This window comes from Bradyrhizobium sp. 482_C4_N1_8 (genome assembly GCF_052075965.1).
Lineage (GTDB): Bacteria > Pseudomonadota > Alphaproteobacteria > Rhizobiales > Xanthobacteraceae > Bradyrhizobium > Bradyrhizobium barranii.
This window is the reverse complement of sequence record NZ_CP197231.1, coordinates 1,929,446-1,951,993: the sequence shown is the minus strand read 5'-3', so window position 1 is coordinate 1,951,993 and position 22,548 is coordinate 1,929,446. Positions and strand designations below refer to the sequence as shown.

Sequence of the window (22,548 nt, the reverse complement as noted above, 5' to 3'; positions counted from 1 at the left end):
ATTACTGGGTTGTCCTGGATGCTGCAAGAATAAGGCGGTCGGACGGCGGCAGGTCAAACCGTGGCTCGATGCCCAGAAGTGGCGCGATCCGCTCGATCACCTTGCCGCCGGTCGGCACTGCGTTCCAGCCCGAGGTGATGAAACCATGCGTTTCGGGCAGCGCCTGCGGCTCGTCCAGCATGATCAGGATCTGATATTTTGGATTGTCGGAGGGCATGATCGCCGTGAAGGAGTTGAGCACCCGCTTCTTGGCGTAGCGGCCATTGATGACTTTCTCGGACGTGCCGGTCTTGCCGCCGACATAATAGCCCTTGACGTCTGCCTGTCTCGCCGACCCGACCTCCGCATTGAGCCGCATCAGATACCGCATCTTGTCGCTGGTCTCTTGCTTGATCACGCGCTTGGCCATCGCCGCCGCTTCAGCTTCGCTTCGCTTCATGAAGGTCGGCGGAATCAGGTAGCCACCGTTCATCAGCGCGTTGATGCCCATCACCGCCTGGAGCGGCGCCACCGACAGACCCTGGCCGAACGCGATGGTGACCGTGTTCAGCTCGCTCCAGCGGCGCGGCACCAGCGGAGCTGCGCTCTCCGGCAGCTCGGTGCGCAGCCGCGTCAACTGGCCCATCTTGGCAAGGAACGCCTTGTGCGCCTCGACACCCTGGCCGAGCGCGATCCGCGCAGCGCCGATGTTGGAGGAGTAATAAAACACTTCCTTGGTGTTGATGAAACGTCCGAGCGAATGACTGTCGTGGATGGTGAACTTGCCGTAGTGCAGGTTTCCGCGTGCATCCCACGACGAGTTCAAATTGATCTTTCCAGAATCGAGCGCCATCGCCAGCGTGAACGCCTTGAAGGTCGAGCCCATCTCGTAGACGCCCGTGGTCAGGCGGTTGATGCGGTCGGGGTCGTGCGCTTCCTTCGGATTGTTGGGGTCGAAGTCCGGCAGCGAGACCATCGCCACGATCTCGCCGGTCTTGACATTCGAGACGATGCCGGAGGCGGCCTTGGTGTGGTACTTCTCCTTGGCCTTCAAGAGCTCGTCGCGCAGCGCGTGCTCGACGCGCAGATCGACCGACAGCTCGATCGGCTTTTGCAGCCGGTCGGTGGCAAAGCCTGCGCGGTGGAGATCGGCGAGCCCTTGATTGTCGAGCCACTTCTCCATGCCGGCGATGCCCTGGTTGTCGATGTTGACGAGACCGATGAGGTGGGCGACCTCGTTGCCGGTCGGATAGACGCGCTTGTTCTCGCGCAGGAAGCCGATGCCGGGAATGCCGAGCTTGTGGATGTCCTGCTGCTGCTTCGGCGTGATCTCGCGCTTGAGCCAGACAAAACCCTTTCGCGCCGACAGGCGCTCGCGCACCTCGGCCTCGTCGAGGTCAGGCACGGTCGCAGTCAGAAGCTCGATCGCCTCGTCCTTGTCGATGATGCGGCGCGGCTCGCCGAACAGGCTCGCCGCCTTGACGTCGGTCGCGAGGATCGCGCCGTTGCGGTCGACGATGTCGGGCCGCGCGGTCGCGACCACCTCTTGCGCGGCAGCACGGCGCGCGCTGTGGGCGTCGGCACCGATCGCGAACATCACGAGCCGGCCGCCGATCAGGACGTAGACCGAGGTAAAGGCGATCATCGCGAGGCCAACGCGCGCGCGCGCCTTCGCGGCGCGGTCAACGTTGCGCCCGTAGAGCAGGCTGCGGATCAGCCGCTGCCGCCAGGGCTCGGGCGGCTTTTGAGTTGGCTTGGCCGGGGTCACAGCGCTCATTGCTTGTCCTCGGGCTGAGGCACGGAGCCCGTCACCGTATCCGGATCGCTCGCGGCTTCGATGGTGTTGAGCATGGCCCCGATCGGATCCGGCTCGCCCGGCCTGAACATCCGCGGCGGACGCTCCGGCAGGTTCTTCAGCGAGTCATACTGCGTGCCGTTGACCGGCTTGAGCGGCAGATGCCGGTCGGACAGGCCCTGCAGGCGCAAGGGCGCATCGAGCTTGGCCCATTCGGAGCGCAGCGCCGCGATCGCATCGCGCTGCTCGCGGATCTCCGCATGCAGCCGCAGCACCTTTTCGGTGCGCGCCGTGGAGTCCATCTTGATCCGGTAGACATAGGCCGCCGCGAAGATCAGCGCGCCGATGACGAGGAGGTGGATGAAGCGCATGCGCTAGCCACCCCTCATCACGTCGGCGAGCTTTGGCCAGGACGAGGTCTCGCCGTCGTCGTGCGCGGGCGCGGACGTGCGCTCGGCGGCACGCAGTTTTGCGGAACGCGCGCGTGGGTTATGGGCGACTTCCTCTTCGCCAGCGATCACCGGCCGGCGCGTCAGCAGCTGGAAGCTCGGCGCGGTTTGCGCCACTTCCGGCAGATGCCGCGAACCGCCGCCTGTCTTGCTACGCTCGGAGAGGAAATTCTTGACGATGCGGTCTTCCAGCGAATGGAACGAGACCACCACGAGGCGGCCGTCCGGCCTGAGCACGCGCTCGGCCGCAGCGAGCGCGGTCTGGAGTTCCTCGAGCTCTTCGTTGACGAAGATGCGCAGGGCCTGGAACGTTCGCGTCGCCGGATGAATATCGCCGGGTTTCGAGCGCACGACCCGGCCGACGAGATCGGCGAGCGCGCGCGTTGTCGTGAACGGCGTCTCCTGCCGGTCGGCGACGATGGCGCGGGCGATACGGCGCGACTGCCGCTCCTCACCAAAGAGATAGATGATGTCGGCGAGATCGCTTTCCGAGGCGCGCGCGACGATGTCGGCCGCCGTCGGCCCCGCCTGCCCCATCCGCATGTCGAGCGGACCGTCGAGACGGAAGGAGAAGCCGCGGCCGGCCTGGTCGAGCTGCATCGAGGAGACCCCGACATCCATCACGACGCCGTCGACGGCATCGACGCCTTGCGCCGCACAGACCTCGGCGAGATTGGAGAAGCGGTCCTCGACCAGCGTCAGCCGGCCCGCGGAGCGTTCGACCAGCTCGGCCCCGCCGGCGATCGCCGTGCGGTCGCGATCGATCGCAATCAGCCGGGTTCCCGGCACGTCGAGAATGGCGCGGCTGTAGCCGCCGGCGCCGAAGGTGGCGTCGATATAGATCCCGCCCGCGCGCGGCGCGAGATGATCGACCGCCTCACGGCCAAGAACGGGGATGTGCGGAACCGAGCTCATGCGCCACACCCGCAGAGCGTCCATGCGAGATCTGGGACGAGCGAGTCCATTACGCCTCGAATAATTCCGCGTCGCGGCGGTTCCACGACCCAACCCTCGTCCAGCATGGTTACCGAGCCCGGTCATCCCGGGCCGCAAACCCAGTGTTCCCAGTGGAATTTGTCGGGCAGCCATGGGATTTCGAGCCAAAATACGCTTTGGCCGCCTCCGGACGCGGGTCGGCTCTTCAATCCTCAGTAACGGCCCTTAGCGTTAAGAAAGCGTTGATCGGCTTGTTACAAGTCGAAAAGGTGACGCATCGGTGATGCTCCATCCACACACATGCGCCAAAATGCATCCATTAACCGCGCCGCGCGATTGCGCGCGGCGGAGGGTAAAGGAATAGTAAAGAGAAGGGCTTGGCCCACTCTCTGTCCGACTTGAGCTGTCTATGTCGTCCGGTCCTTCCACGCCGTCTGGATCTGATTCGAAACGTCAACGCGTTCTCCCGGTTCCCAAGGCCGCGGCGAACACGCGGACGTTCGAGCCGGATTCCTCGATCGTCTCCGACATCATCCCTTCGCCGAACCATGGCGACCGCAACAAGGGACGGCAGCCGGATATGATCCTGCTGCACTACACCGGCATGCCCGACGTCGAGGGCGCGTTGGCGCGGCTGTGCACGGCGGGCACCGAAGTGTCGGCGCATTACGTCGTGCTGGAGGACGGCCGCATCGTGCAATGCGTGCCCGAGGCCAAGCGCGCATGGCACGCGGGCGTCTCGTCCTGGGCCGGCGAGGACGACATCAACTCCTGCTCGATCGGCATCGAGATCATCAATCGCGGCCATGACTGGGGCTATCCGGAATATCCGTCGCGCCAGATCGCCGCCGTGATCACGTTGTGCCGCGGCATCATGCTTCGCCGCAACGTCGCCGCGCACCGGGTGCTCGGCCATTCCGACGTCGCGCCAGCGCGCAAGAAGGATCCCGGCGAGAAATTTCCGTGGCATTCGCTGGCCAATTCCGGCGTCGGACACTGGGTGACGCCCGCGCCGGTCGTGCGCGGCGAGAGCCTGATGCTCGGCACCATCAGCGACGAGGTGCTGAGCCTGCAGCAGGCGCTCGCCCGATACGGCTACGGCGTGCCGCTGACCGGCAAATACGACGCCGCGACGATGGAAGTCGTCACCGCCTTCCAGCGCCATTTCCGCCCCGCGCGGCTCGATGGTGTCGCGGATCACTCGACGCTGTCGACATTGCAGGCGTTGCTCGCGAGCCTGCCGGCGGATGCGACGGCAGTCGCGGCGAAGTAATGGCGTTCGTCATTGCGAGCGCAGCGAAGCAATCCAGACTGCCTCCGTGGAAACAGTCTGGATTGCTTCGTCGCTTCGCTCCTCGCAATGACGGAATGTGTGGCGACTACTCCATCTCCCGCATCCGTCGCGCATACAGCCGCCGTAGCGGCTCCAGCTGCGTCGCCGCCGTCGCGGCGACATACGCCTCGCGCGCTTCGTCCTTGCGCCCAAGCCGTCGCAACAGATCCGCGCGCACCGCGGGCAACAGCTCGTAGCCACGAAGCCCGCCGCGCGCGGCGGTCGCATCGACGAGATCGAGCGCGCGCGCCGGGCCGTCGACCATCGAGACTGCGGCGGCGTGGTTAAGCTCGATCACCGGCGACGGATTGATGCGCAAGAGCACTTCGTAGAGGCCAGCGATCTGCGGCCAGTCGGTCTGCTCGTAGCTCGGCGCACGGGCATGCAGCGCGGCGATCGCGGCCTGCACAGCATAGGGCTGCGGGCGGCCAGGCACGCGGAGCGCGTCGTCCACGAGACGCAGACCTTCCTCGATCTGCACACAATTCCAGAGCGAACGATCCTGCTCTTCCAGCAGAACGACGTCGCCGGCTGTGGTCTCGCGCCCGGCACGGCGCGCATCGTGCAGTAACATCAAGGCGAGCAGGCCTTTGATCCCGGCGCGATCCGGCATCAGCCGGTCGAGCAACCGGCCGAGCCTGATCGCTTCGACCGCGAGATCGGGCCGCATCAAATCCGCGCCCGAGGTCGCAACATAGCCTTCGGTGAAGACGAGATAGATCACGGCGAGCACGCCGTTGAGCCGCGGCGCAAGCGCGGCGTGCTCGGGCACTTCATAAGGAATGCCGGCGAGCCTGATCTTCTGCTTGGCGCGGACGAGGCGCTGCGCCATCGCATCCTCGCCGACGAGAAAGGCGCGCGCGACCTGCGCCATGGACAGCCCGCAGACGGTGCGCAGCGTCAGCGCGACCTGGACCTCGATGGCGAAGGCTGGATGGCAGCACGTGAAGATCAGCCGCAGCATATCGTCATCGAGCGTTGCTGTCGGCTCGTCGGGCGCCTGCGCGTTGAACTCGAGCTCATGCACGAGCGCCCGCTGCTTGCCGCGGAACACGGCCTGCCGCCGGATGCGATCGATCGCCTTGTTGCGACCGACATTGACCAGCCAGGCGCGCGGATTATCGGGCACCTCGCCCGCCGACCAGCGCTCCAGCGCGACCGCGAAGGCATCCTGGAGCGCGTCCTCGGCGAGATCGAAATCGCCGACGAGGCGGATCAGCGTGGCAAGCACCCGCCCCGCCTCGTCGCGAAAAATCCGAGCGATGTCGGCAGGACAGATCACTTGTAGATCATGACCGGCCTGACTTCGATGGATCCCTCTTTGGCCTCGGGAATCCGAGCAGCCAGTCCGACGGCGGTGTCCAGATCCTTGGCCTCGACCAGATAGTAGCCGGCGAGCTGCTCGCGAGTCTCCGCGAAGGGACCGTCGGTCGTCAGGGTCTTGCCCTCGCGCACGCGCACGGTGGTCGCCGTCGTGGTCGGCTGAAGCCCGTCGCCGGCCTTGAAATGGCCGCTCTGGACGATGGACTGCGTGTAAGTGCCGTACTCCGCCGACAGCGCCTGACGGTCCGCGGGGGACATGTTGATCATTTTCGCTTCGTTCCGGTAGATCAGCAGTAGGTACTGCATGGCTTACTCCTGTTGTTCGGCCTGATTGCCGACATCCAGTCGAACGGGGCCAACATCAAACGACATCCTCGGGATAATTATTCGATATCAGGGGACGAGATCATTTGTAGATCATCACGGGCCTGACTTCGATCGAGCCGTCCCTGGCTCCGGGAATCCGCGCGGCCATCGCGATCGCTGCGTCGAGGTCTCTCGCCTCGACGAGATAATAGCCGCCGAGTTGCTCGCGGGTCTCGGCGAACGGACCATCGGTCGCGAGTACCTTGCCGTCGCGAACGCGAACGGTGGTCGCAGTCGAGGTCGGCTGGAGCCCGTCGCCGGCCTTGAAGTTGCCGCTCTGGACGATGGACTGGGTGTAGGCGGAATACTCCGCCAACAGCTTCTGGTAATCTGCGGGGTCCATCTTGCTCTGTTGAGCTTCGTTCCGGTAGATCAGCAGCAAATACTGCATCGCTTAACTCCTGTTGCTCGGCTGGATTGCCGGCATCCAGTCGAACTGGGCCCACGCCCAACGACATGTTCAGGATAAATTATTCGCAGCCGGCTTGCGCGGCGATCTCTGCTTGACGGAACCGTCACAAATGCCCCATGCGTAGCCGGTCAGTCGGCCGGACGGCCGCTCCGGCAGGTGCCGAAAGGCCGCCGGGGAGGAAAGTCCGGGCTCCCTTGACATACGGTGCCGGATAACGTCCGGCGGGGGCAACCCCAGGGAAAGTGCCACAGAGAACGAACCGCCCGCCGACGCCCCTTCGGGGCTCTGGCGCGGCAAGCCCTCGGGCCTGCCGTGCCGTAGCAGCGCAAGCTGCGTAGGCAGGTAAGGGTGAAAAGGTGCGGTAAGAGCGCACCGCGGCTCCGGCAACGGAGCCGGCATGGTAAACCCCACCGGGAGCAAAACCGAATAGGGACGGCGTAGCGGGCTGTTCGCGCAAGCGATAACGCCGCGGGGCGATGTCAGGCCCGCCGTCCGGGTAGGTTGCTCGAGGCCATGTGCAAACATGGTCCCAGAGGAATGGCCGTCACGTATCGTTCGCGCAAGCGGACGGTGCCTTACAGAACCCGGCTTACAGGCCGGCTGATATCTTGCAACGAGGGGTTCGATGCTGACCGCATCGGACCCCTCACCATTTTTCACCGTTGTCATTCCGAGGCGCGACGAAGCGAGAGCCCGGAATGACGAGGGTGAACTAGGCCACAATCTTCTCCAACACCGCCATCAAAGCCTCGGGCGCTGTCACGTTCGGCGCATGACTGGCATCGAGTTCGAAATAGCGCCAGCCCTCCTCGTTCTTCGTGCGCTTCGCGAACTGCCCGAACACATCGCCCGGCGGAATGCGCTTGCAATAGATGTAGCTGCGCGGGATCGCCGGCTCGCCGTGTTCGAGCTTGAGCCTGGTCTCGAAACATTTGATCGGCATGTTGATGCGGCGCGCATTGAGCCAGTCGAGATCGGCCTGCGGCGTATCGGGCGGCGGCGGATTCGGCGGGATGCGGTAGCCGTCGCCTGCGGCAGCCGCCTTGCGCATCGGCTCGCGCCCGCCCTCGTTGAGATCGAACAGCGACTGGCCGTCACGCGGCACGAAGGCGTCGAGATAGATCAGCTGCGCCACGCGCTCGCGCGCGCGGTCGGCAACACCGGTCGCGACCATGCCGCCATAGCTGTGGCCGAGCAGCACGATGTCGTCGAGGTCCTCGAACTTGATGACGTTGAGGATGTCCTGGATATGCGTATCCAGATCGATCGCGGGACTCGCGAGATGCGCGCGTTCGCCGAGCCCGGTGTAGGTCGGCGCCACCAGGCGGTGGCCGGCCTGCGCCATCAGCGGATGCATCTTCTTCCAGGCCCATCCGCCGGACCATGCGCCATGACAGAGCAGAAAAGTCTTCGCGCGTGCGGCCATCGGCGTTTCCATCGTTCTTGTTTCTACGATGGAGTGTAGCGGCCGCGCGCGCGATGTAAACGCTGCGGCCTCTCAGGCCGCGCGGGTGTTCGCCTTCACGAGGACGGGCGCGACGGCCTCGCGCCGCAGCTTGCCCGCCTCAAAACCATGCATGCCGATCTGCCATTGCAGGCCGACGATGGCGCCCTTGGTCGGCTGCAGCAGCGCGAGCGAAGCGAACAGCGTCACCGGCAACCACACGGCCAGTTGCAGCCAGACCGCCGGCGCGTAGGCCGTCTCAACCGCGAGGATCGCCGGCACGACGAGGTGACCAACAACGACCATCACCAGATAAGCCGGGAAGTCATCGGCGCGCTGGTGAAACAGCTCCTCGCCACAATGGTCGCAGCTGTCCGCGACTTTCAGGAAACGGCCGAACATGTGTCCTTCGCCGCAGTTCGGGCACTTGCCCAAGAAGCCGCGCCACATCGCCTTCGTGAGAGAGACTGAACCGGTTGCCATGACAGCACCTCTTCCTTTTCGCTGATCCATACAATAATATCTTGTATCCATACATTCAAAGGATATGGGCCTAAATTGCATGGATTGGACCCCTACAATCTCGGAGCTGAGCGGGCCGCGCTACCAGCGCATCGTCGAGGCCATGGAGGCCGACATCGCCGCGGGCCGGCTGGTGCGCGGCCAGCAGCTGCCGACGCAGCGCGCGCTGGCCAAGGCCCTCGGCATCGACCTCACCACGGTGACGCGTGCCTACACCGAGGCGCGGCGCCGCGGCATCATGGAAGCCCGTGTCGGACAAGGCTCATTCGTATCCGAGACCAGCGCGCGCCGCGCGGTCGACCTGCCGCATCCGGTCGCGATCGACCTCTCGATGAACGTGCCGCCGCATCCGCTCGAAGCGCAACTCGACGAGCGGATCATTGCCGGGATGGAAGCCATCCGCGCACAATCAGGCCTGACGGCGCATCTCAACTATCAGCCGCCCGGCGGCAGCGCGCATGAGCGCGAGGTCGCGGCCCGCTGGATGCGTGCACGGGTTCCGCACGCGCACGCCGACAGGCTCGTGATCTTTCCCGGTACGCAGACGATCCTGTTCAACCTGCTCGCTCAGCTCGCGCGGCCCGGCGACGTCGTGCTGACGGAAGCGCTCACCTTCCCCGGCATCAAGGCCGCCGCGGCGCGGCTCGGCGTCAAGCTCGTCGGTATCGCCATGGATGATGGCGGCATCTTGCCCGATGCGCTGGCGAAGGCCTGTCGCGCGCACAGGCCGAAGGCCGTCTATCTCATTCCGACGCTGCACAATCCAACCACCGCGACGCTGTCCACCGAACGGCGCAACGCCATCGCAAAGATCATCAGCGATTCCGATATGACGCTGATCGAGGACGATGCCTACGGGCTGCTCGACCGTTCGGCATCGCCGATCGCAAACCTCATTCCGGAGCGGACCTATCTCGCGACCACGCTGTCGAAATGCATCGCGCCGGCGCTACGCGTCGCCTATCTCGTGACACCCGACAACGCCGCGCAGCGGGACATGCGTGCCGGCTTGCAGGCCACCGTGCAGATGCCGGCGCCGCTGATGGTCGCGCTGGTGACGCATTGGATCGAGACCGGCATCGCCGATCGCATCATCACCGCCATCCGCAACGAGGCGATCGGCCGCCAGCAGCTTGCGCAGCGCGCGCTGAAAGGCATTCAGTTCCTGGCCAAGCCCGCCGCCCACCATCTCTGGCTGCGGCTGCCGGAAGGCCGCCCCGACGTCGCCGCGCATCTGTTGCGGAACGGACTTGCAGTCGTCGCCGGCGAAGCCTTCACTGTGGACGGAACACCGCCGCATGCCGCGCGCGTCTCGCTCGGCGCCGCGCGCAATCGATCGGAACTGACGGAAGCGCTGCGCATCCTGGTCGGCGCGCTGCACAGGCCGGCCGACACCAGGCAGATCGTCTAGACTCTTCTTATTGGTGGTGACGGCGGTGGCGCGGGCGAACGACCGGCGTCACGCCTGACGAATAAGCCGCATAGGCCTCGCTCGGTGCCACTGTCTCGCCACGAGCCGCGCGCGCCGCAGGCGTGAGCTGGCCGCCGTTCAGCACATCGCGGTCGGGATGGGCGGCCTGATAGGCCGCGGGTTCGGAGAACTGCGCCTGCGCCATCGTCGGCATCAGGGCCGCCGCAGACAGCAGCGCGGCTGCAACGGCAATCTTCGTGCGGGTCATGGTCGTTCTCCATCATCTCGTTCGGGGAAAGGCCAATGAGAGCGCATCATGGCGTCGGGCAGGCCCCCGGATTGAAGTATGGTCATCATGTAGGCCTGCCTTTGGCGAATGCCCGCGGTTGAGGATCACGCTTGCGTGCGGTTTTGGAATTGACCTGCACGGCCGCAGCCGTGCTATGCGGGCGTTGGCGATCAACAGTTCGGGATCGCCCATTGCGACAAGGACAATCTGTTGGAAACGCTCACTTATGCGCTGCTGCTGTTCGGCGCGCTGGCCGGCGGCTTCGTCTCGGGACTGGCCGGCTTCGGGACCGCGCTGATGGCGCTCGGCATCTGGCTCTACGTCCTGCCGCCCTCGCTCGCGGTGCCGCTGGTGCTGATCTGCTCGGTGATCGCGCAGACCTCGACGCTGCCGTCGATGTGGAAGAGTTTCGACCTGTCGCTGGTCTGGCCGTTCCTGATCGGGGGGCTGATCGGCGTGCCGCTCGGCACCATGCTGATCGCCTCCGCCGATCCAAAAGTGTTCAAGCTGAGCGTCGGCGTGCTGATCCTGATCTTTTCGACCGCTCTCTATCTCAACAAGAGGCCCCTCGCCGTGACGTTCGGTGGCCGCATCGCCGACGGCGCGATCGGCTTTGCCGGCGGCATTCTCGGCGGCCTCGCCGGATTGTCCGGGCCGCTTCCGATCCTCTGGGCCAATATCCGCGGCTGGAACAAGCACGAGCGGCGCGGCATCTTCCAGCTCTTCAATTTCACCGTGCTCGCGACCGCGCTGGTGTTGCAGACGGCGTCGGGCCTCGTCGCATTCAAGGTGGTCTGGCTCGCGCTGGTCGCCTTCCCGGGCACGCTGATCGGCGCCTGGGCCGGCGCCCGCGTCTATCACGCACTGAACGACAAGCATTTTGGCGATGTCGTGCTCGGCCTGTTGTTCCTGTCGGGCCTCACCCTCGTCCGGAACAGCCTTGCAGCGCTTTAGATCTGCATCCTCTTCGCGGCGAGCGCCATGCCGCCGGCGACGCCGACACCGAGCACGTAGATCCAGCCCGAGGTGAAATCGAACAGATGCGTGTTGAGCAGTGAGGACAGCATGTTCTGCACCACAACCAACATGCCGATCCAGCAGGCCAGTCCCTCGCCGCGAAACATCAGAAGGTGCGCGATCCACAGCGCGTAGAGGACCAGCACGCCGACGACGCCCCACTGCACGGCATTACTGAGGGTCTGATTGTGCGGGTTGCTGACGATCTCGCCGCGCAGCGGGTCGTCGTGCGGATTGGCGGCCACGCCGGCGAACAGACCGCGGATCGAGCCTGTGCCGTGGCCGATCAGCGGCGCGTCGGCGATAAACCTCAGGGACTTCCGCCAGTATTCGAGACGCGAGCCCATGCCGCTGATCGAATTGTTGTCGGCCTCCAGGCTCCTTTCGTAATCGCTCTGGAACTTGCCGACGGTCGCGCGCAGATGCGGCGAGACGGCCCAGAGCGCTACGGCGATCAACGCCGTCGCAGCGCCGGCGACGAGCGCCGCCCGCCAGCGCAGATGCAGCAGTGCAAACACCACGAGCAGGACCGGCAGCGTCACCAGCGCCGTGCGCGAGACCACGACGAACATCATGTTGGCGAGGAAGCCGAGCGCCAATACGGCGAACAACGCCGCGATCCGAACGCGGCCCTGCTGGACCAGCGTCACGATCGGGTACACCAGCGCAATCGCACAGAGCGCGAATTCCTGGCTCTGGTCGATATAGTTGCGCACGGCAATCCCGCTCTCGACCTGGTAGGGCCCGCGCGACAGATAGAGCTTGAGCGAGAGCCTGGGATCGATCGCAACAGTGAAGGAGTACAGCATGAGCAGCGTGCAGGAGACCAGGAACGCCGCAAAAACCCATTTGCCGTAGGGCCAGCGCTCGAATTGGTAGATCAGCAGCGGGATCACCAGCAGTTTTGCCGGCGGCCCGAGCGCGTGCAGCCGCTCGGCCCAGGGCGCAACCGACCAGAGCGTGCCGACGAGTGCCAGCACGAACAGCGCGATCGGCAGCAGGCAAATCGGGCGCAGCAGCGAGCGCGGGAGCTCGCGAAGGTCGATGAAAGCAAAGGCGATCAGCCACGGCACGAGCGCAAAAGTCACGCCGGTGGTGCTCCAGGGCAGCAGCAACGCGACCAGCGCAACGAAGCGGGCCGGTGTGCGGTAGCGCGCCGCCCAGATCGCGGAGAGCCAGGACGCTCGTCCTTGCTCGTTCAACACCTCGGTCATTGCAGTCCCTTGCAGATTCGCGGCCCACCCACGGCGCGGCAAACTAGCCGGAGCCGTGGGTGGGCGACAAGCGCGCGTCCGTTCGATCTGCTACGCGGGCTCGCGCATGGGAGGCACAACCGGCTCGGGATTTGCCGGCTTCGCGGTCTTCTCCTGTGCCGGCAGCGCAAGACGCTTTCTGAACTCCCGGAGCAACAGCCACACGCTCAGGGCGGCCTGTAGCGTGGTCGTCGCGATCGACAAATACCAGACATGCTCCATCCGGAAGCCCGGCCACGTCGAGAGCCAGATCGACGGCACGGAATAGGTGAGAACCCGCGTCGCCGAGGTCCACAACACCGGCTTGGTGTTGCCAAGCCCCTGAAACATGCTGGAGCAGGTAAAGATCAGCCCCTGCGCCACCATGTTGAGCGAGACGAGGCGCAGGAACAGCGACGCAACCCCCATCGTCTCCTGATCCCTCGAGAAGCCGGCAAGCAACAGACCGGGTGCGAACTGCGCGAGGATCATGAAGACAATCATCACGGCGGTCGCGATAAGCGACGCCTTGACAAAGGTCTCCCGCACACGTGCTCCATTGCCGGCGCCGAAATTCTGGCCGGCGATGGGCCCTGCTGCGAGGGCGATGGCGAGCGCCGGCATCTGGATCAGCCCGAGGAGACGCGTCCCGATGCCAAACCCCGCCTGCGCCGCCGGGCCAAAAATGCTCAGCACGTAATAGCCCACGGCCATGATGATGAAGATCATCGCAAATTCCCCGCCGGCGGGCAGGCCGACATTGAGGATTCTCTTCCACTGCCGCAGCTGCGGCCGCCATTGCTCGGGGTGAAACGCGACGTAGCGCTCCAGCTTGAGGAAATAGCCGAGCAGCATCAGCACGCCGACGAAGACGGCGATCGAGCTGGCAAGGCCGGCACCGGCCACACCGAGCGCATGTCCGGTGCCCCAGCCCGTGATCAGCACCGGCGCCAGCGCGATGTTGATGACCACGGCCAGCGCCTGCACCAGCATGCTCGGCCGCACGATGCCGGTCGCCCGCAATGCGGACGCCATCACTTGCGTGGCGAATTGCAGCGCCAGCGCCGGCATGAACCAGAGCAGATAGACGGTACCGGCTTCGACCGTAGCTTCGTCGGCTGCAACCGCGCGCATGTAGGGGCGCGACAGCGCGAAGCCCGCGACCAATGTCAGGATCCCGAACAGCACCGACAGGACGACCGACTGGTTGAAGACCAGATTGGCGTCGCCGCGGTCCTTCCGCCCCACGGCATGCGCCATCAGCGCAACCGTGCCGACGCCGAGCACCTGCATCAGCGCATTGACCAGAAAGCCCGCATTGCCGGCCGCCGCGACGCCGGCGATCGCCGCCTCGCCCAGACCCGAGACGAAATACAGATCGACGAGCTGACAGATCATGATCGTGATCATGCCGACCACGATCGGAGGCGCCATGCTCAGGATGTGGCTCACGATGGAGCCGCGCGTCAGGTCCTTCATCTCATTCCATCCTTAACGGCGTGACCGCGGGACTTGCGTCCCGCTGCCGCGCGCCTCTCATTCCGCCGCTGCGATGCGCCCGAGCTCCACCACCTGGCGCTCGAACAGACCGCGATAGATGCCCCCTGGTTTGCTCGCGAGCATGGCATGGGTGCCTTGCTCGACGATCTCGCCGCGGTCGAACACCAGGATCCGATCGAGGCTGCGCACCGTCGACAGCCGGTGCGCGATCACGATCGAGGTCCGGCCCTTCATCAGCCGCTCCATCGCCTGCTGGATCAGCGCCTCCGATTCCGAATCGAGGCTCGAGGTCGCCTCGTCCAGGATCAGCACCGGCGCGTCCGCCAGGAAGGCGCGCGCCAGCGCCACGCGCTGCCGCTCGCCGCCCGACAGCTTCACGCCGCGCTCGCCAACCAGCGTGCCGTAGCCCTTCGGCAGGCGCAGGATGAAGTCGTGCGCATTCGCCAGCCGCGCCGCATGCTCGATGGCCTCCAGGCTGGCACCGGGCCGGCCATAGGCGATGTTCTCCGCAAGCGTGCGGTGGAACAGGATCGGCTCCTGCTGCACGATCGCGATCTGGCTGCGCAGCGATTGCTGCGTAGCGAGCGCGATGTCCTGCCCGTCGATCAGCACGCGGCCACCGGAGACGTCGTAGAGCCGCTGCACCAGCTTGACGAAGGTCGTCTTGCCGGAGCCGGAGCGGCCGACCAGGCCGACGCGCTCGCCGGCGCGGATCGTGACCGACAGTCCGTCATACAGTGGCGCGCGGTGGCCGCCATAGTGGAACGTGACGTCGTCGAACACGATCTCGCCGGCCTCGATCGCGATCGGCCGCGCACTGGCCGCATCGGCAATCCCGATCGGCTCGCCATGGATCGCCACCAATTCGTCCATGTCGTTGACCGAGCGCTGGAGGTTGTTGATGTGCATGCCGACGTCGCGCAGATAGGCGTGGATGACGTAATAGCTCGTCAGCACATAGGTGACGTCGCCGGGCGAGGCGTGCCCGGACATCCACAGCAGCACCGAGCCGCCGATCACGGACGCACGCAGGCATAGCAGCAGCGAGAGCTGCGCCATGGCCGTGTAGTTGTAGCGAAACCAGGTCCGCCGCACGCGCACGCGCCAGCGGTTGATGACGCGGGCGAGCCGCGTATCCTCGCGCGCTTCGGCGCCGAAGGATTTCACCACGGCGTTGCAGGTCAGCGCGTCCGCCAGCGTACCGCCGACCTTGGTGTCCCACGCGTTGGAGACGCGCGCGGCCGGCGCGATGTAGCGCGTCGAGAACAGCACGGTAATGGCGACGTAGAAAAGCGCGCCCACCGCGATCACCGCGCCGAGCGACGTCCAGTGCAGGCCGATCAGGACCATGGAGCCGATTAACACCAGCAGAGACGGCGCCAACGCCATCAGGATGGTGTCGTTGAGCAGGTCGAGCGCCCACATGCCGCGGGTGATCTTGCGCACGGTGGAGCCGGCAAAGGAGTTGGCGTGCCAGTCGGTCGAGAAGCGCTGGACGCGCGTGAAGGCCTCCTGGGCGACATCCGACATGATCTTGAGCGTGAACGGAACGATCGCCTGGAGACCGATCAACCTCAGCACCACGGAGGCCGCACCGAGCGCCACGATGGCGCCGAACGCGACCAGCGCCGCGCGGCGCGCGTCGGGATCGGACGAGCCGCGCGTCAGCGCATCGACCAGATGTCCGGAGAATACCGGCATGAACAGGTCGGCGATGGTTGCGCCCAGCAGGCCGCCGGCCACGATCAGGCCGCGTCCGGGCTGCTTCAGCCAGTGCCGGAATACGAAGGGCAGCACCACGCGTATGGCTGCGGGCCTTTTTGACAGAGAGGTCATGACATTATCCGGCCGCTTTCGGCGCGGGCCGGCTCCATCGACGGACGCAAGCCCGCCACGGAGGGCTGACCGGCGTCACTCACAACTGATTTTGACTTGGGAAGTGGAGAGATCGGGACTCGTGACCCGATCGAATCTGGCGGAAGGGGCCTCTAACAGGCCGCGTACATACCGAACCAGGCGATCATCGAGCGCGGGCGTACGATCTGCGAATGCGACGAAATCATGCAAATCCCTCCCCGGTTGGCTTCAATGAGGTGCGCTTTATAGATGTATCGTTTCCGGTTTGCAACGGGGCTCCCGCAAGATCACGGACGAGTGTTGCAATTTGGTGCGTGGCGCCTTGGTCCGGCATCACCGCCGCCTCAATCTCCGCTGTCATGCCCCGGCTTGACCGGGGCATCCAGTACTCCGCGGCGATAGTTAGCTCACACAACTTCCGCCGCGGAGTACTGGATCGCCCGCCTCCGCGGGCGATGACACCTCGTAAGCCGCTTGCCTAATGCGCGTCGCCGCCACCGGTCATCGATGCCGGTTTGCTCAGCAGCGTGACCAGCAGGCTGAGGCCGAGATAAAACAGCGTCAGCGCGAAGAAGGCGTCGCCAAAGCTCATCACCACGGCCTGGCGGTGCACGATCTGGCTGAGCTGCTTCATCGCCATCAGCGTGGAATCGCCGAGCCCCTGGAATTTCTGCATGAACATGGTCAGGGTTTCGGTCGCGGTCGCATTGCCCCAGGTCACCCGCTCCTGAAGGCGGGTGATGTGCAGGTCGGTGCGATTGTTGAGCACGGTGTTGATGACGGCAAGGCCGACCGCGCCGCCGAGATTGCGCATCAGGTTGAACAGGCCGGAGGCGTTCTTCACCCTGTCGGGTGCCAGCGTTCCGAGCGCGATGTTGTTGGTCGGCACCATCGCGAACATCATGCCGATGCCGCGCAGGATCTGCGGCACCAGCAGCTCGTAGAAATCGTAGTCGCGCGTGATCCATGTCATCTGGTAGGAGCCGATCGCGAACACGACGAGGCCGAACGCGATCATGTAGCGCATGTCGACCTTCACCATGAGACGGCCGACCAGCGGCGCGACCAGGAACATGGTGATGCCGGAGACGAACATGGTCTCGCCGATCATCAGGGCGCTGTAGCCGCGCACCTCGGCGAGATAGCGCGGATAGATGTAGGTCAGGCCGTAGAGGCCGATGCCGATGCAGAACTGCAGGACGCAGCCGATCGCGAAATTGCGGTTGGAGAAGGTGCGCAAATTGACGATCGGTTCGGCCGCGGTGAAGACGCGCCAGAAGAAGGCGATGGCCGAGATCGCGCAGATCCAGGCGCAGATCGCAACGGACGTGTCCTGCATCCACTCATGTTGCGGACCTTCCTCCAGCACGTATTCCAGCGTGCCGAGGAAGCCGGCCATGAAGAGCAGGCCCCACCAGTCGAAGCGGTCGAGCAGCTCGAAATGCGGCTCGTCGAAATCGACCAGCGCCAGCACGCCCAGGGTGATGCCGATGCCGGGCACGACGTTGATGAAGAACAGCCAGTTCCACGACATCAGATCGGTGATGTAGCCGCCGACCGTCGGGCCGATCGTGGGAGCCAGGGTCGCAACAAGCCCGATGATGGGACCGACGATGTGGAATTTGGAGCGCGGGAATACGGTATAGGCCGAGGCGAACACGGTCGGGATCATGCCGGCGCCCAAAAAGCCCTGAAGGGCACGCCAGAGGATCATCTCCTCGATCGTGGTGGCGAAGCCGCAGAGCAGGCTCGAGGCCGTGAAGCCCGCGGCCGAGATCGCGAACAGCAGCCGCGTGCCGAAAGCGCGCGACAAAAAGCCCGACAGCGGGATCGCGATCACCTCGGCGATCAGATAGGCGGTCTGGACCCAGGCGACCTCGCTGGAGCTTGCCGACAGGCCGGCCTGGATTTCACTGAGGGACGCCGAGACGATCTGGATGTCCAGGATCGACATGAACATCCCGAACACCATGATGATGAAGGCGAACAGCCGCTTCGGCGCGATGCGCTCCGAGTCGGGGTTCGCCATCATGGCGGGTGAGGCGGTGGTGGCGTTGGCCATGGTCTGACCTCGCAGCGCTCGATTTGTGGCTACTGCGGGTGGATCGCGGTGGGATCGTCGAGATCGATCTCGCTGTCGGCGTCGGCCGCGCCCTTGTTGGTATCGACGGTCGCATACACCGACATGCCGGCGCGGAGCAGGTTCTGCTTCGCCACCGACTTCGGCACGCGGATGCGGACCGGCACGCGCTGCACGATCTTGGTGAAGTTGCCGGTGGCGTTGTCGGGTGGCAGCAGCGTGAACACCGAGCCCGCGCCCGCTGCGATGCTGTCGACGATTCCGGAGAACTTGCGCATGCCGTAGGCATCGACCTTGATTGTCACCGGCTGGCCGGGACGGATGCGCTTGAGCTGCGTTTCCTTGAAATTGGCATCGATATAGACGTCGTCGAGCGGCACGATGTTGCCGAGGCGCTGGCCGACCGCGACGAAGTCGCCGGCGCTGACGAGGCGGTTCGAGAACGTGCCGTCGACCGGCGCGCGCACCGCGGTGAAGGCGAGATCGCGCTCGGCCTTGGCGAGCGAGGTCTTGAGCTCGGCGAGCTGCGCCTGCGCTTCGGCCTGCTGCGCCTTGGTGACGTGGACATTGCTGACCGCGACGTCGTAGGCGGCCTGGGCGGCCTTGACCGCGGCGGCGCCCTGGTCGCGTCCGGCTTCCGAGCTTTCGAACGTGGCGCGCGAAGCAAAGCCCTTGCTGCTCAGCGCCTGCTGGCGCTCATAATCGAGATCGGCGCGCTTGAGGCCCGCCTCGGCCGAGACGAGCTGCGCCTTGGCCTGTGCAACCTGGCTGTCGAGCGCTGCAATCTGGCGGCCGATGCGATCGATGGTGGCCTGCTGGGTCGCGATCCTGGTCGCGGCGGCATCGACCGCGATCTTGTAGTCGCCGTCATCGATGCGGAAGACGACGTCGCCGGCGCGCACGGTCGTGTTGTCGCCGGCGAGGATCGAAGAGATGTGGCCGGCAACGCGCGCGCCCAGCATGGTGTTGTTGGCGCGGACATAGGCGTCGTCGGTGGCGACGTAGAAGCGGCCGACCAGCGTGTAGTAGCCGGCATAGCTCCCGGCCGCGAGCGCCAGCACGAGGCCAACACCCATCAGGACGAATTTGCGCTTGCCGGGCTTCGGCGCGTCGGCGGCAGCGGGTGCAGCCGGCTTGTCGGTCACGGGCGTCTCCGGCGCCTCATTGGTGCGGCGCTTGGTTTCCTCGGCCACATGAGAGCGCAACTGCTCGGCAAGGGCGACGGATTTCTCGGTCGCAGCTTCACTGCCGGCCTGCCCCGGCGTCGTCTCCACCGCTTCCTGGCGAAGGACACGCGCAGCCTGGTCTCTCGATACGGCCATAAAGGCCTCCCCAACAAAAAAGCAGCGACCAGGGACGGCCGTCCTGCGGCCGGTTCCCTCTCGCCCATCCCAAATATCATTGACCGAACGGTTCGGTCAACATAGATAATATTCCCGGGCAGGACCCTACTGGCCCGAATCCTTTATTTGGGTTTCATGGGTCGAGCCCGATCCAGAAACCTTCCGAGACGCTGAACCAATGGTTGTAGCCGGCCGCGAACATCTCCACGTCGTCCAGGAGGAGGACAGCTCCAAGCGCCGCCAGATCCTGGACGGAGCCCGCAAGGTGTTCATGGATCTCGGTTTCGACGGCGCCAGCATGGGCGAGATCGCGCGCGCCGCGCAGGTCTCCAAGGGCACGCTCTACGTCTACTTCGCCGACAAATGCGCGCTGTTCGAAGCCATCCTCGAGCAGGAGGCGCTCCAGCACGGCCAGGTCGTTTTCAATTTCGATCCCGCGCGCGACGCCGAGACCACGCTGAAGGATTTTGGCCGGGCCTATATCCATCTGCTGTGCCGGCCCGGCGGCGGTTCGGCGATCCGCACCGTGATGGCGATCGCCGAGCGCATGCCTGACGTGGGCCGCCGCTATTATCTGCGCGTGCTGGACAAGACCATCAACCGGCTCTCCGAATATCTCAAAATCCATGTCGCTTCCGGCGATCTCAAGATCGACGATTGCGACCTTGCCGCGTCGCAGTTCATGGAGCTGTGCAAGGCCTCGCTCTTCCTGCCGTTCGTTTTCCAGGCCGCGCCCGCGCCTTCGGAAGAGCGCATGACCGAGGTCGTCGACAGCGCGACGCGGATGTTTCTGGCGGCGTACCGCGCGACGTAGCAGCAGCGGGCCACGCGTTGCGCAGGCCGCTGCCGCGGCACTATATTAAGCGCCATGTCCCGTGATCTTCGCCCGCCTGTCGATATCCTCCATTACGAGATCGTCCAGGAACAGGCCTCAGCGCTTGGACGGATGGGCAGTGCACTCGAACAGAGCCTTGCGCGCTTGCGCGAATTCGACGCCGCGCACGCGCACGCGGAGACGCCGACCTCGATGCAACCGGCGAGGCGCAAGCTGGTGATGGAAGCCGGCCAGGCGCTCTGGATGCTCGTGGTGCAACGTGAGGCGACCGGCTTGCGCGACAGCCGCCATATCATGCGGACCTACAACGTTCCGGGCGAGGTGCAGCGGTGCATGGGGCTGGTCCCCGCACCGTCGAAGCCGGCCTCGAAGTGACTGCCCGGCACCCCGGAGCTAGGCCCCGATCTCTTCCATCTTGCGCCACCCATGCAGGACGCGGCGCCCCTCCCGGGTGAATGCGAAGCAATTGCCGCCGCCGGCCGCCTGATCGTGAACGCGATCGATGGCATGACCGGCTTGGTGACAGAACAGCAGCGTGCCGACGGCACCGTGGCCGACGAAGAGAACATCGCCGGGACGGTTGCGGGCGAGCACCGCCTCGGTCTCGCGCACGATGCGCGCCTGCGCATCGACGGCGCGCTCCCAGCCGCGGACGCTGAGATGTGGCTGCGCGAAAAACTGGTCGGCGACCTCCTCGAACTCGGCCGGTTTCAGGAAGCCGGTCGCCGAACGGTCGTTCTCATGCATGGCCTCGCGGATCTCGATCATGAGTCCGAGGCGGCCTGCGATGATCTCCGCGGTCTCGATCGCCTTGCGCTCGGCGCTCGAGACGATCTGCGTGGTGCTCGCGAGCCAGCCCGCATTCGCCAGCGCTTCGGCGCGCGCGCGACCGACCGAACTCAGGCCCCATTGCGGCACCGGCACGGCGGGATCGATTTGCACCTGCGGATGGGTGAGATAGCGGACGATATCGGCGGTCATCTTACTCGTCGGCGTACTCGTCCTCTTCCTGCTTGCGCGTCGCGCTCTTGCGCGTTCCGAGCGAGCCCGTGACATAGGGATCACGCCGACCGGCGTAAGGGTTGCGCTGCTGGGCGCGGCCGGCGACCTCGTCGCCCGAGACGGCGGCGGGCTGGCAGATCAGGCGGCGGCTGGCGCGGCGCATCAGATCCACATGGATATGATCGTAGTGATAGACGTTCGAGCCCGGCGCGAGCACCGTGGTGAAATGCGCGCACGCGCCCGATTGCACGTCGCGCAGGAACCCCTGCTCTTCCGGCATGCCGCGCCAGCCGTCCTTCACGGTGACGCGGCGACCGTCGGCGAGCACGAAGGCGGCGATGTCGAGCGCGTTGCCGAAGGCGTGCTCGGAAATGTGGGCGTGCGAGTTGCCGTTCATGCCACGGCAGGAATAGGCGGAGATCTGCTTGATCTCGACGACGCGGGCGCCGAACCAGCGCATCGCCGATGGCTGCACGGTGTCGGCGAGCCAGCGATCGAGCTCGGACACGATCGGGCAGGCGAGCGTCGCGGTCGGCTTGATCGCGACGGGGCCGACGGCGATGACGGGATTGCCCTGCGCCGGACCAAGACGCGGCAAAGGTTGCTGCGCGGGCGCCTGCGAGTACGGCGCCGGCCGCGCCGGATAGCTCGGCGCATTCATGTAGCGTGCGGCGCCCGCGGCATCGGTGCCTTCGGGCGGCAGGTCGATCTCGTCCTCTTGCTGTGCCACGCCGGGCGCGTTCAGCGACATCGGGCCGGCCGCGTTGCCATAGCCGGAGGGCTGGCGCACCGCGCTCTCGGGATAGTTCGACCGCTGCGGGTAGGAGGCTGAGGGATAGTTCTGGCTCTGCGGAGGGTTCGATCGCGGCTGCGTCACCGGCCACCGCGGCTGGTTGCCGATGCTCCCCGGCGGGCGCAGTTCCTCGTCGGCAAAGCCATAGCTGCTCGAGGCTTCGCCGATGGCAGCGACCTTCAACGGGAACTCGGCACCGCACATGCCGGGGCCCGAGATCGGGTCGATGCGGACGAGATCCGGCCCCTCTTTCACCGCGCCCGATTTCAGGCATGCGGCCTCGGCCTCGGCCCGCCACGGTTCACGTTCGGCCTGGAAAAAGCCGCGTCCGCAACCCGCCAGCGAAACAAGGACGATGGAGCCGACGAGATACAAACGAACTCCGCGCGTCATGCACGTACGTTCGGTGAATTTACTTAAAGACTCTTCAACGTGTTGATTTTAGTGTTCTTTAACCATACCGGCGCGCACACGCATACGCCGCCCGGCAGCAGCGGAAGCAAGGCTGACTTTTTCGGAAAGAGACTCTCTGTTAACTATAATGCGCTCGCACGGGGGCAACAGCGGGAGCGATTTTATGACGTTCGCCGGGAGACTGAGCGTTGTTACCGCGTGCCTCGCCATGGCCTT

Annotated in this window: 21 protein-coding genes and 1 other RNA gene; 6 read left to right on the top strand and 16 right to left on the bottom strand. The window is 65.4% G+C overall.

Annotated features, from left to right (window positions below; genetic code table 11):
• Window position 1: 1 nt before the first annotated feature.
• The 3 genes from AB7Z56_RS09225 to rsmH are packed head-to-tail and all read right to left on the bottom strand — an operon-like array spanning window position 2 to window position 3,138.
• On the bottom strand, window positions 2-1,756 hold the full coding sequence (locus AB7Z56_RS09225) for a peptidoglycan D,D-transpeptidase FtsI family protein (protein WP_071910386.1): 1,755 nt from the start codon (window positions 1,754-1,756) through the stop codon (window positions 2-4).
• Window positions 1,753-2,145, bottom strand: coding sequence for a cell division protein FtsL (gene ftsL / locus AB7Z56_RS09220; RefSeq protein ID WP_014492951.1), 393 nt, complete (start codon window positions 2,143-2,145; stop codon window positions 1,753-1,755). Before ftsL ends, AB7Z56_RS09225 begins: the two co-directional genes overlap by 4 nt.
• A gap of 3 nt (window positions 2,146-2,148) precedes the next feature.
• On the bottom strand, window positions 2,149-3,138 hold the full coding sequence (gene rsmH, locus AB7Z56_RS09215; RefSeq protein ID WP_063986143.1) for a 16S rRNA (cytosine(1402)-N(4))-methyltransferase RsmH: 990 nt from the start codon (window positions 3,136-3,138) through the stop codon (window positions 2,149-2,151).
• 430 nt (window positions 3,139-3,568) lie between these two features.
• Here rsmH and AB7Z56_RS09210 point away from each other — a divergent pair, with 430 nt between their 5' ends.
• Complete coding sequence (locus AB7Z56_RS09210; protein WP_175618141.1) at window positions 3,569-4,432, top strand: N-acetylmuramoyl-L-alanine amidase; 864 nt, start codon at window positions 3,569-3,571, stop codon at window positions 4,430-4,432.
• Between the two features lie 106 nt (window positions 4,433-4,538).
• On the opposite strand, the gene AB7Z56_RS09205 is transcribed toward AB7Z56_RS09210, so the two are convergent.
• The 3 genes from AB7Z56_RS09205 to AB7Z56_RS09195 form a co-directional block, all read right to left on the bottom strand.
• Window positions 4,539-5,774 carry an RNA polymerase sigma factor gene (locus tag AB7Z56_RS09205; protein WP_371497445.1) on the bottom strand — a complete coding sequence of 412 codons (1,236 nt, stop codon included), beginning with the start codon at window positions 5,772-5,774 and terminating at the stop codon, window positions 4,539-4,541.
• The gene (locus AB7Z56_RS09200) at window positions 5,771-6,121 is read right to left on the bottom strand and encodes a YciI family protein (protein ID WP_063981533.1); all 351 of its coding nucleotides are present in this window, start codon (window positions 6,119-6,121) and stop codon (window positions 5,771-5,773) included. The genes AB7Z56_RS09205 and AB7Z56_RS09200 overlap by 4 nt, the downstream gene beginning before the upstream one ends.
• Window positions 6,122-6,221: 100 nt before the next feature.
• Window positions 6,222-6,572 (bottom strand): YciI family protein, encoded by a 351-nt coding sequence (locus tag AB7Z56_RS09195; RefSeq protein WP_063981532.1) that lies wholly within the window; start codon window positions 6,570-6,572, stop codon window positions 6,222-6,224.
• A gap of 149 nt (window positions 6,573-6,721) precedes the next feature.
• Here AB7Z56_RS09195 and rnpB point away from each other — a divergent pair.
• An RNA gene (rnpB, locus tag AB7Z56_RS09190) (RNase P RNA component class A) lies at window positions 6,722-7,201 on the top strand.
• Window positions 7,202-7,305: 104 nt separating this feature from the next.
• Here the strand turns inward: rnpB and AB7Z56_RS09185 are convergent.
• Window positions 7,306-8,019, bottom strand: coding sequence for an alpha/beta fold hydrolase (locus AB7Z56_RS09185; protein ID WP_063986140.1), 714 nt, complete (start codon window positions 8,017-8,019; stop codon window positions 7,306-7,308).
• Between the two features lie 72 nt (window positions 8,020-8,091).
• The gene (locus AB7Z56_RS09180) at window positions 8,092-8,550 is read right to left on the bottom strand and encodes a DUF983 domain-containing protein (protein WP_080584009.1); all 459 of its coding nucleotides are present in this window, start codon (window positions 8,548-8,550) and stop codon (window positions 8,092-8,094) included.
• Window positions 8,551-8,599: 49 nt separating this feature from the next.
• On the opposite strand from AB7Z56_RS09180, the gene AB7Z56_RS09175 reads away from it, so the two are divergent.
• On the top strand, window positions 8,600-9,970 hold the full coding sequence (locus AB7Z56_RS09175; protein ID WP_441256191.1) for a PLP-dependent aminotransferase family protein: 1,371 nt from the start codon (window positions 8,600-8,602) through the stop codon (window positions 9,968-9,970).
• Between the two features lie 7 nt (window positions 9,971-9,977).
• Here AB7Z56_RS09175 and AB7Z56_RS09170 read toward each other — a convergent pair whose 3' ends face one another.
• Window positions 9,978-10,238: a hypothetical protein gene (locus AB7Z56_RS09170; RefSeq protein ID WP_063981530.1), complete on the bottom strand. Its 261-nt coding sequence runs from the start codon at window positions 10,236-10,238 to the stop codon at window positions 9,978-9,980.
• Window positions 10,239-10,469: 231 nt separating this feature from the next.
• Here AB7Z56_RS09170 and AB7Z56_RS09165 point away from each other — a divergent pair, with 231 nt between their 5' ends.
• Window positions 10,470-11,213 (top strand): sulfite exporter TauE/SafE family protein, encoded by a 744-nt coding sequence (locus AB7Z56_RS09165; RefSeq protein ID WP_063981529.1) that lies wholly within the window; start codon window positions 10,470-10,472, stop codon window positions 11,211-11,213.
• On the opposite strand, the gene AB7Z56_RS09160 is transcribed toward AB7Z56_RS09165, so the two are convergent.
• The 5 genes from AB7Z56_RS09160 to AB7Z56_RS09140 form a co-directional block, all read right to left on the bottom strand.
• Window positions 11,210-12,490: an O-antigen ligase family protein gene (locus AB7Z56_RS09160; protein ID WP_063981528.1), complete on the bottom strand. Its 1,281-nt coding sequence runs from the start codon at window positions 12,488-12,490 to the stop codon at window positions 11,210-11,212. The two genes, AB7Z56_RS09165 and AB7Z56_RS09160, sit on opposite strands and share 4 nt — an antisense overlap.
• Window positions 12,491-12,580: 90 nt before the next feature.
• The gene (locus tag AB7Z56_RS09155) at window positions 12,581-13,987 is read right to left on the bottom strand and encodes an MATE family efflux transporter (RefSeq protein ID WP_063981527.1); all 1,407 of its coding nucleotides are present in this window, start codon (window positions 13,985-13,987) and stop codon (window positions 12,581-12,583) included.
• 57 nt (window positions 13,988-14,044) lie between these two features.
• Window positions 14,045-15,844 carry an ABC transporter ATP-binding protein gene (locus AB7Z56_RS09150; RefSeq protein WP_063981526.1) on the bottom strand — a complete coding sequence of 600 codons (1,800 nt, stop codon included), beginning with the start codon at window positions 15,842-15,844 and terminating at the stop codon, window positions 14,045-14,047.
• A gap of 499 nt (window positions 15,845-16,343) precedes the next feature.
• Window positions 16,344-17,927, bottom strand: coding sequence for a DHA2 family efflux MFS transporter permease subunit (locus tag AB7Z56_RS09145; RefSeq protein WP_063981525.1), 1,584 nt, complete (start codon window positions 17,925-17,927; stop codon window positions 16,344-16,346).
• A 29-nt stretch (window positions 17,928-17,956) separates the two neighbouring features.
• On the bottom strand, window positions 17,957-19,267 hold the full coding sequence (locus AB7Z56_RS09140) for an HlyD family secretion protein (protein ID WP_063981524.1): 1,311 nt from the start codon (window positions 19,265-19,267) through the stop codon (window positions 17,957-17,959).
• A 199-nt stretch (window positions 19,268-19,466) separates the two neighbouring features.
• Between AB7Z56_RS09140 and AB7Z56_RS09135 the strand changes: the two genes are divergently transcribed.
• Together AB7Z56_RS09135 and AB7Z56_RS09130 are read left to right on the top strand one after the other, a co-directional pair.
• Window positions 19,467-20,102 carry a TetR/AcrR family transcriptional regulator gene (locus tag AB7Z56_RS09135; RefSeq protein ID WP_063981523.1) on the top strand — a complete coding sequence of 212 codons (636 nt, stop codon included), beginning with the start codon at window positions 19,467-19,469 and terminating at the stop codon, window positions 20,100-20,102.
• 54 nt (window positions 20,103-20,156) lie between these two features.
• Entirely contained in the window at window positions 20,157-20,498 is a 342-nt protein-coding gene (locus AB7Z56_RS09130) for a DUF6665 family protein (RefSeq protein WP_063981522.1), read from the top strand.
• 18 nt (window positions 20,499-20,516) lie between these two features.
• Here AB7Z56_RS09130 and AB7Z56_RS09125 read toward each other — a convergent pair whose 3' ends face one another.
• Together AB7Z56_RS09125 and AB7Z56_RS09120 are read right to left on the bottom strand one after the other, a co-directional pair.
• Complete coding sequence (locus AB7Z56_RS09125; protein ID WP_063981521.1) at window positions 20,517-21,104, bottom strand: histidine phosphatase family protein; 588 nt, start codon at window positions 21,102-21,104, stop codon at window positions 20,517-20,519.
• A 1-nt stretch (window position 21,105) separates the two neighbouring features.
• On the bottom strand, window positions 21,106-22,311 hold the full coding sequence (locus AB7Z56_RS09120) for an extensin-like domain-containing protein (RefSeq protein WP_063981520.1): 1,206 nt from the start codon (window positions 22,309-22,311) through the stop codon (window positions 21,106-21,108).
• Window positions 22,312-22,548 lie beyond the last annotated feature (237 nt).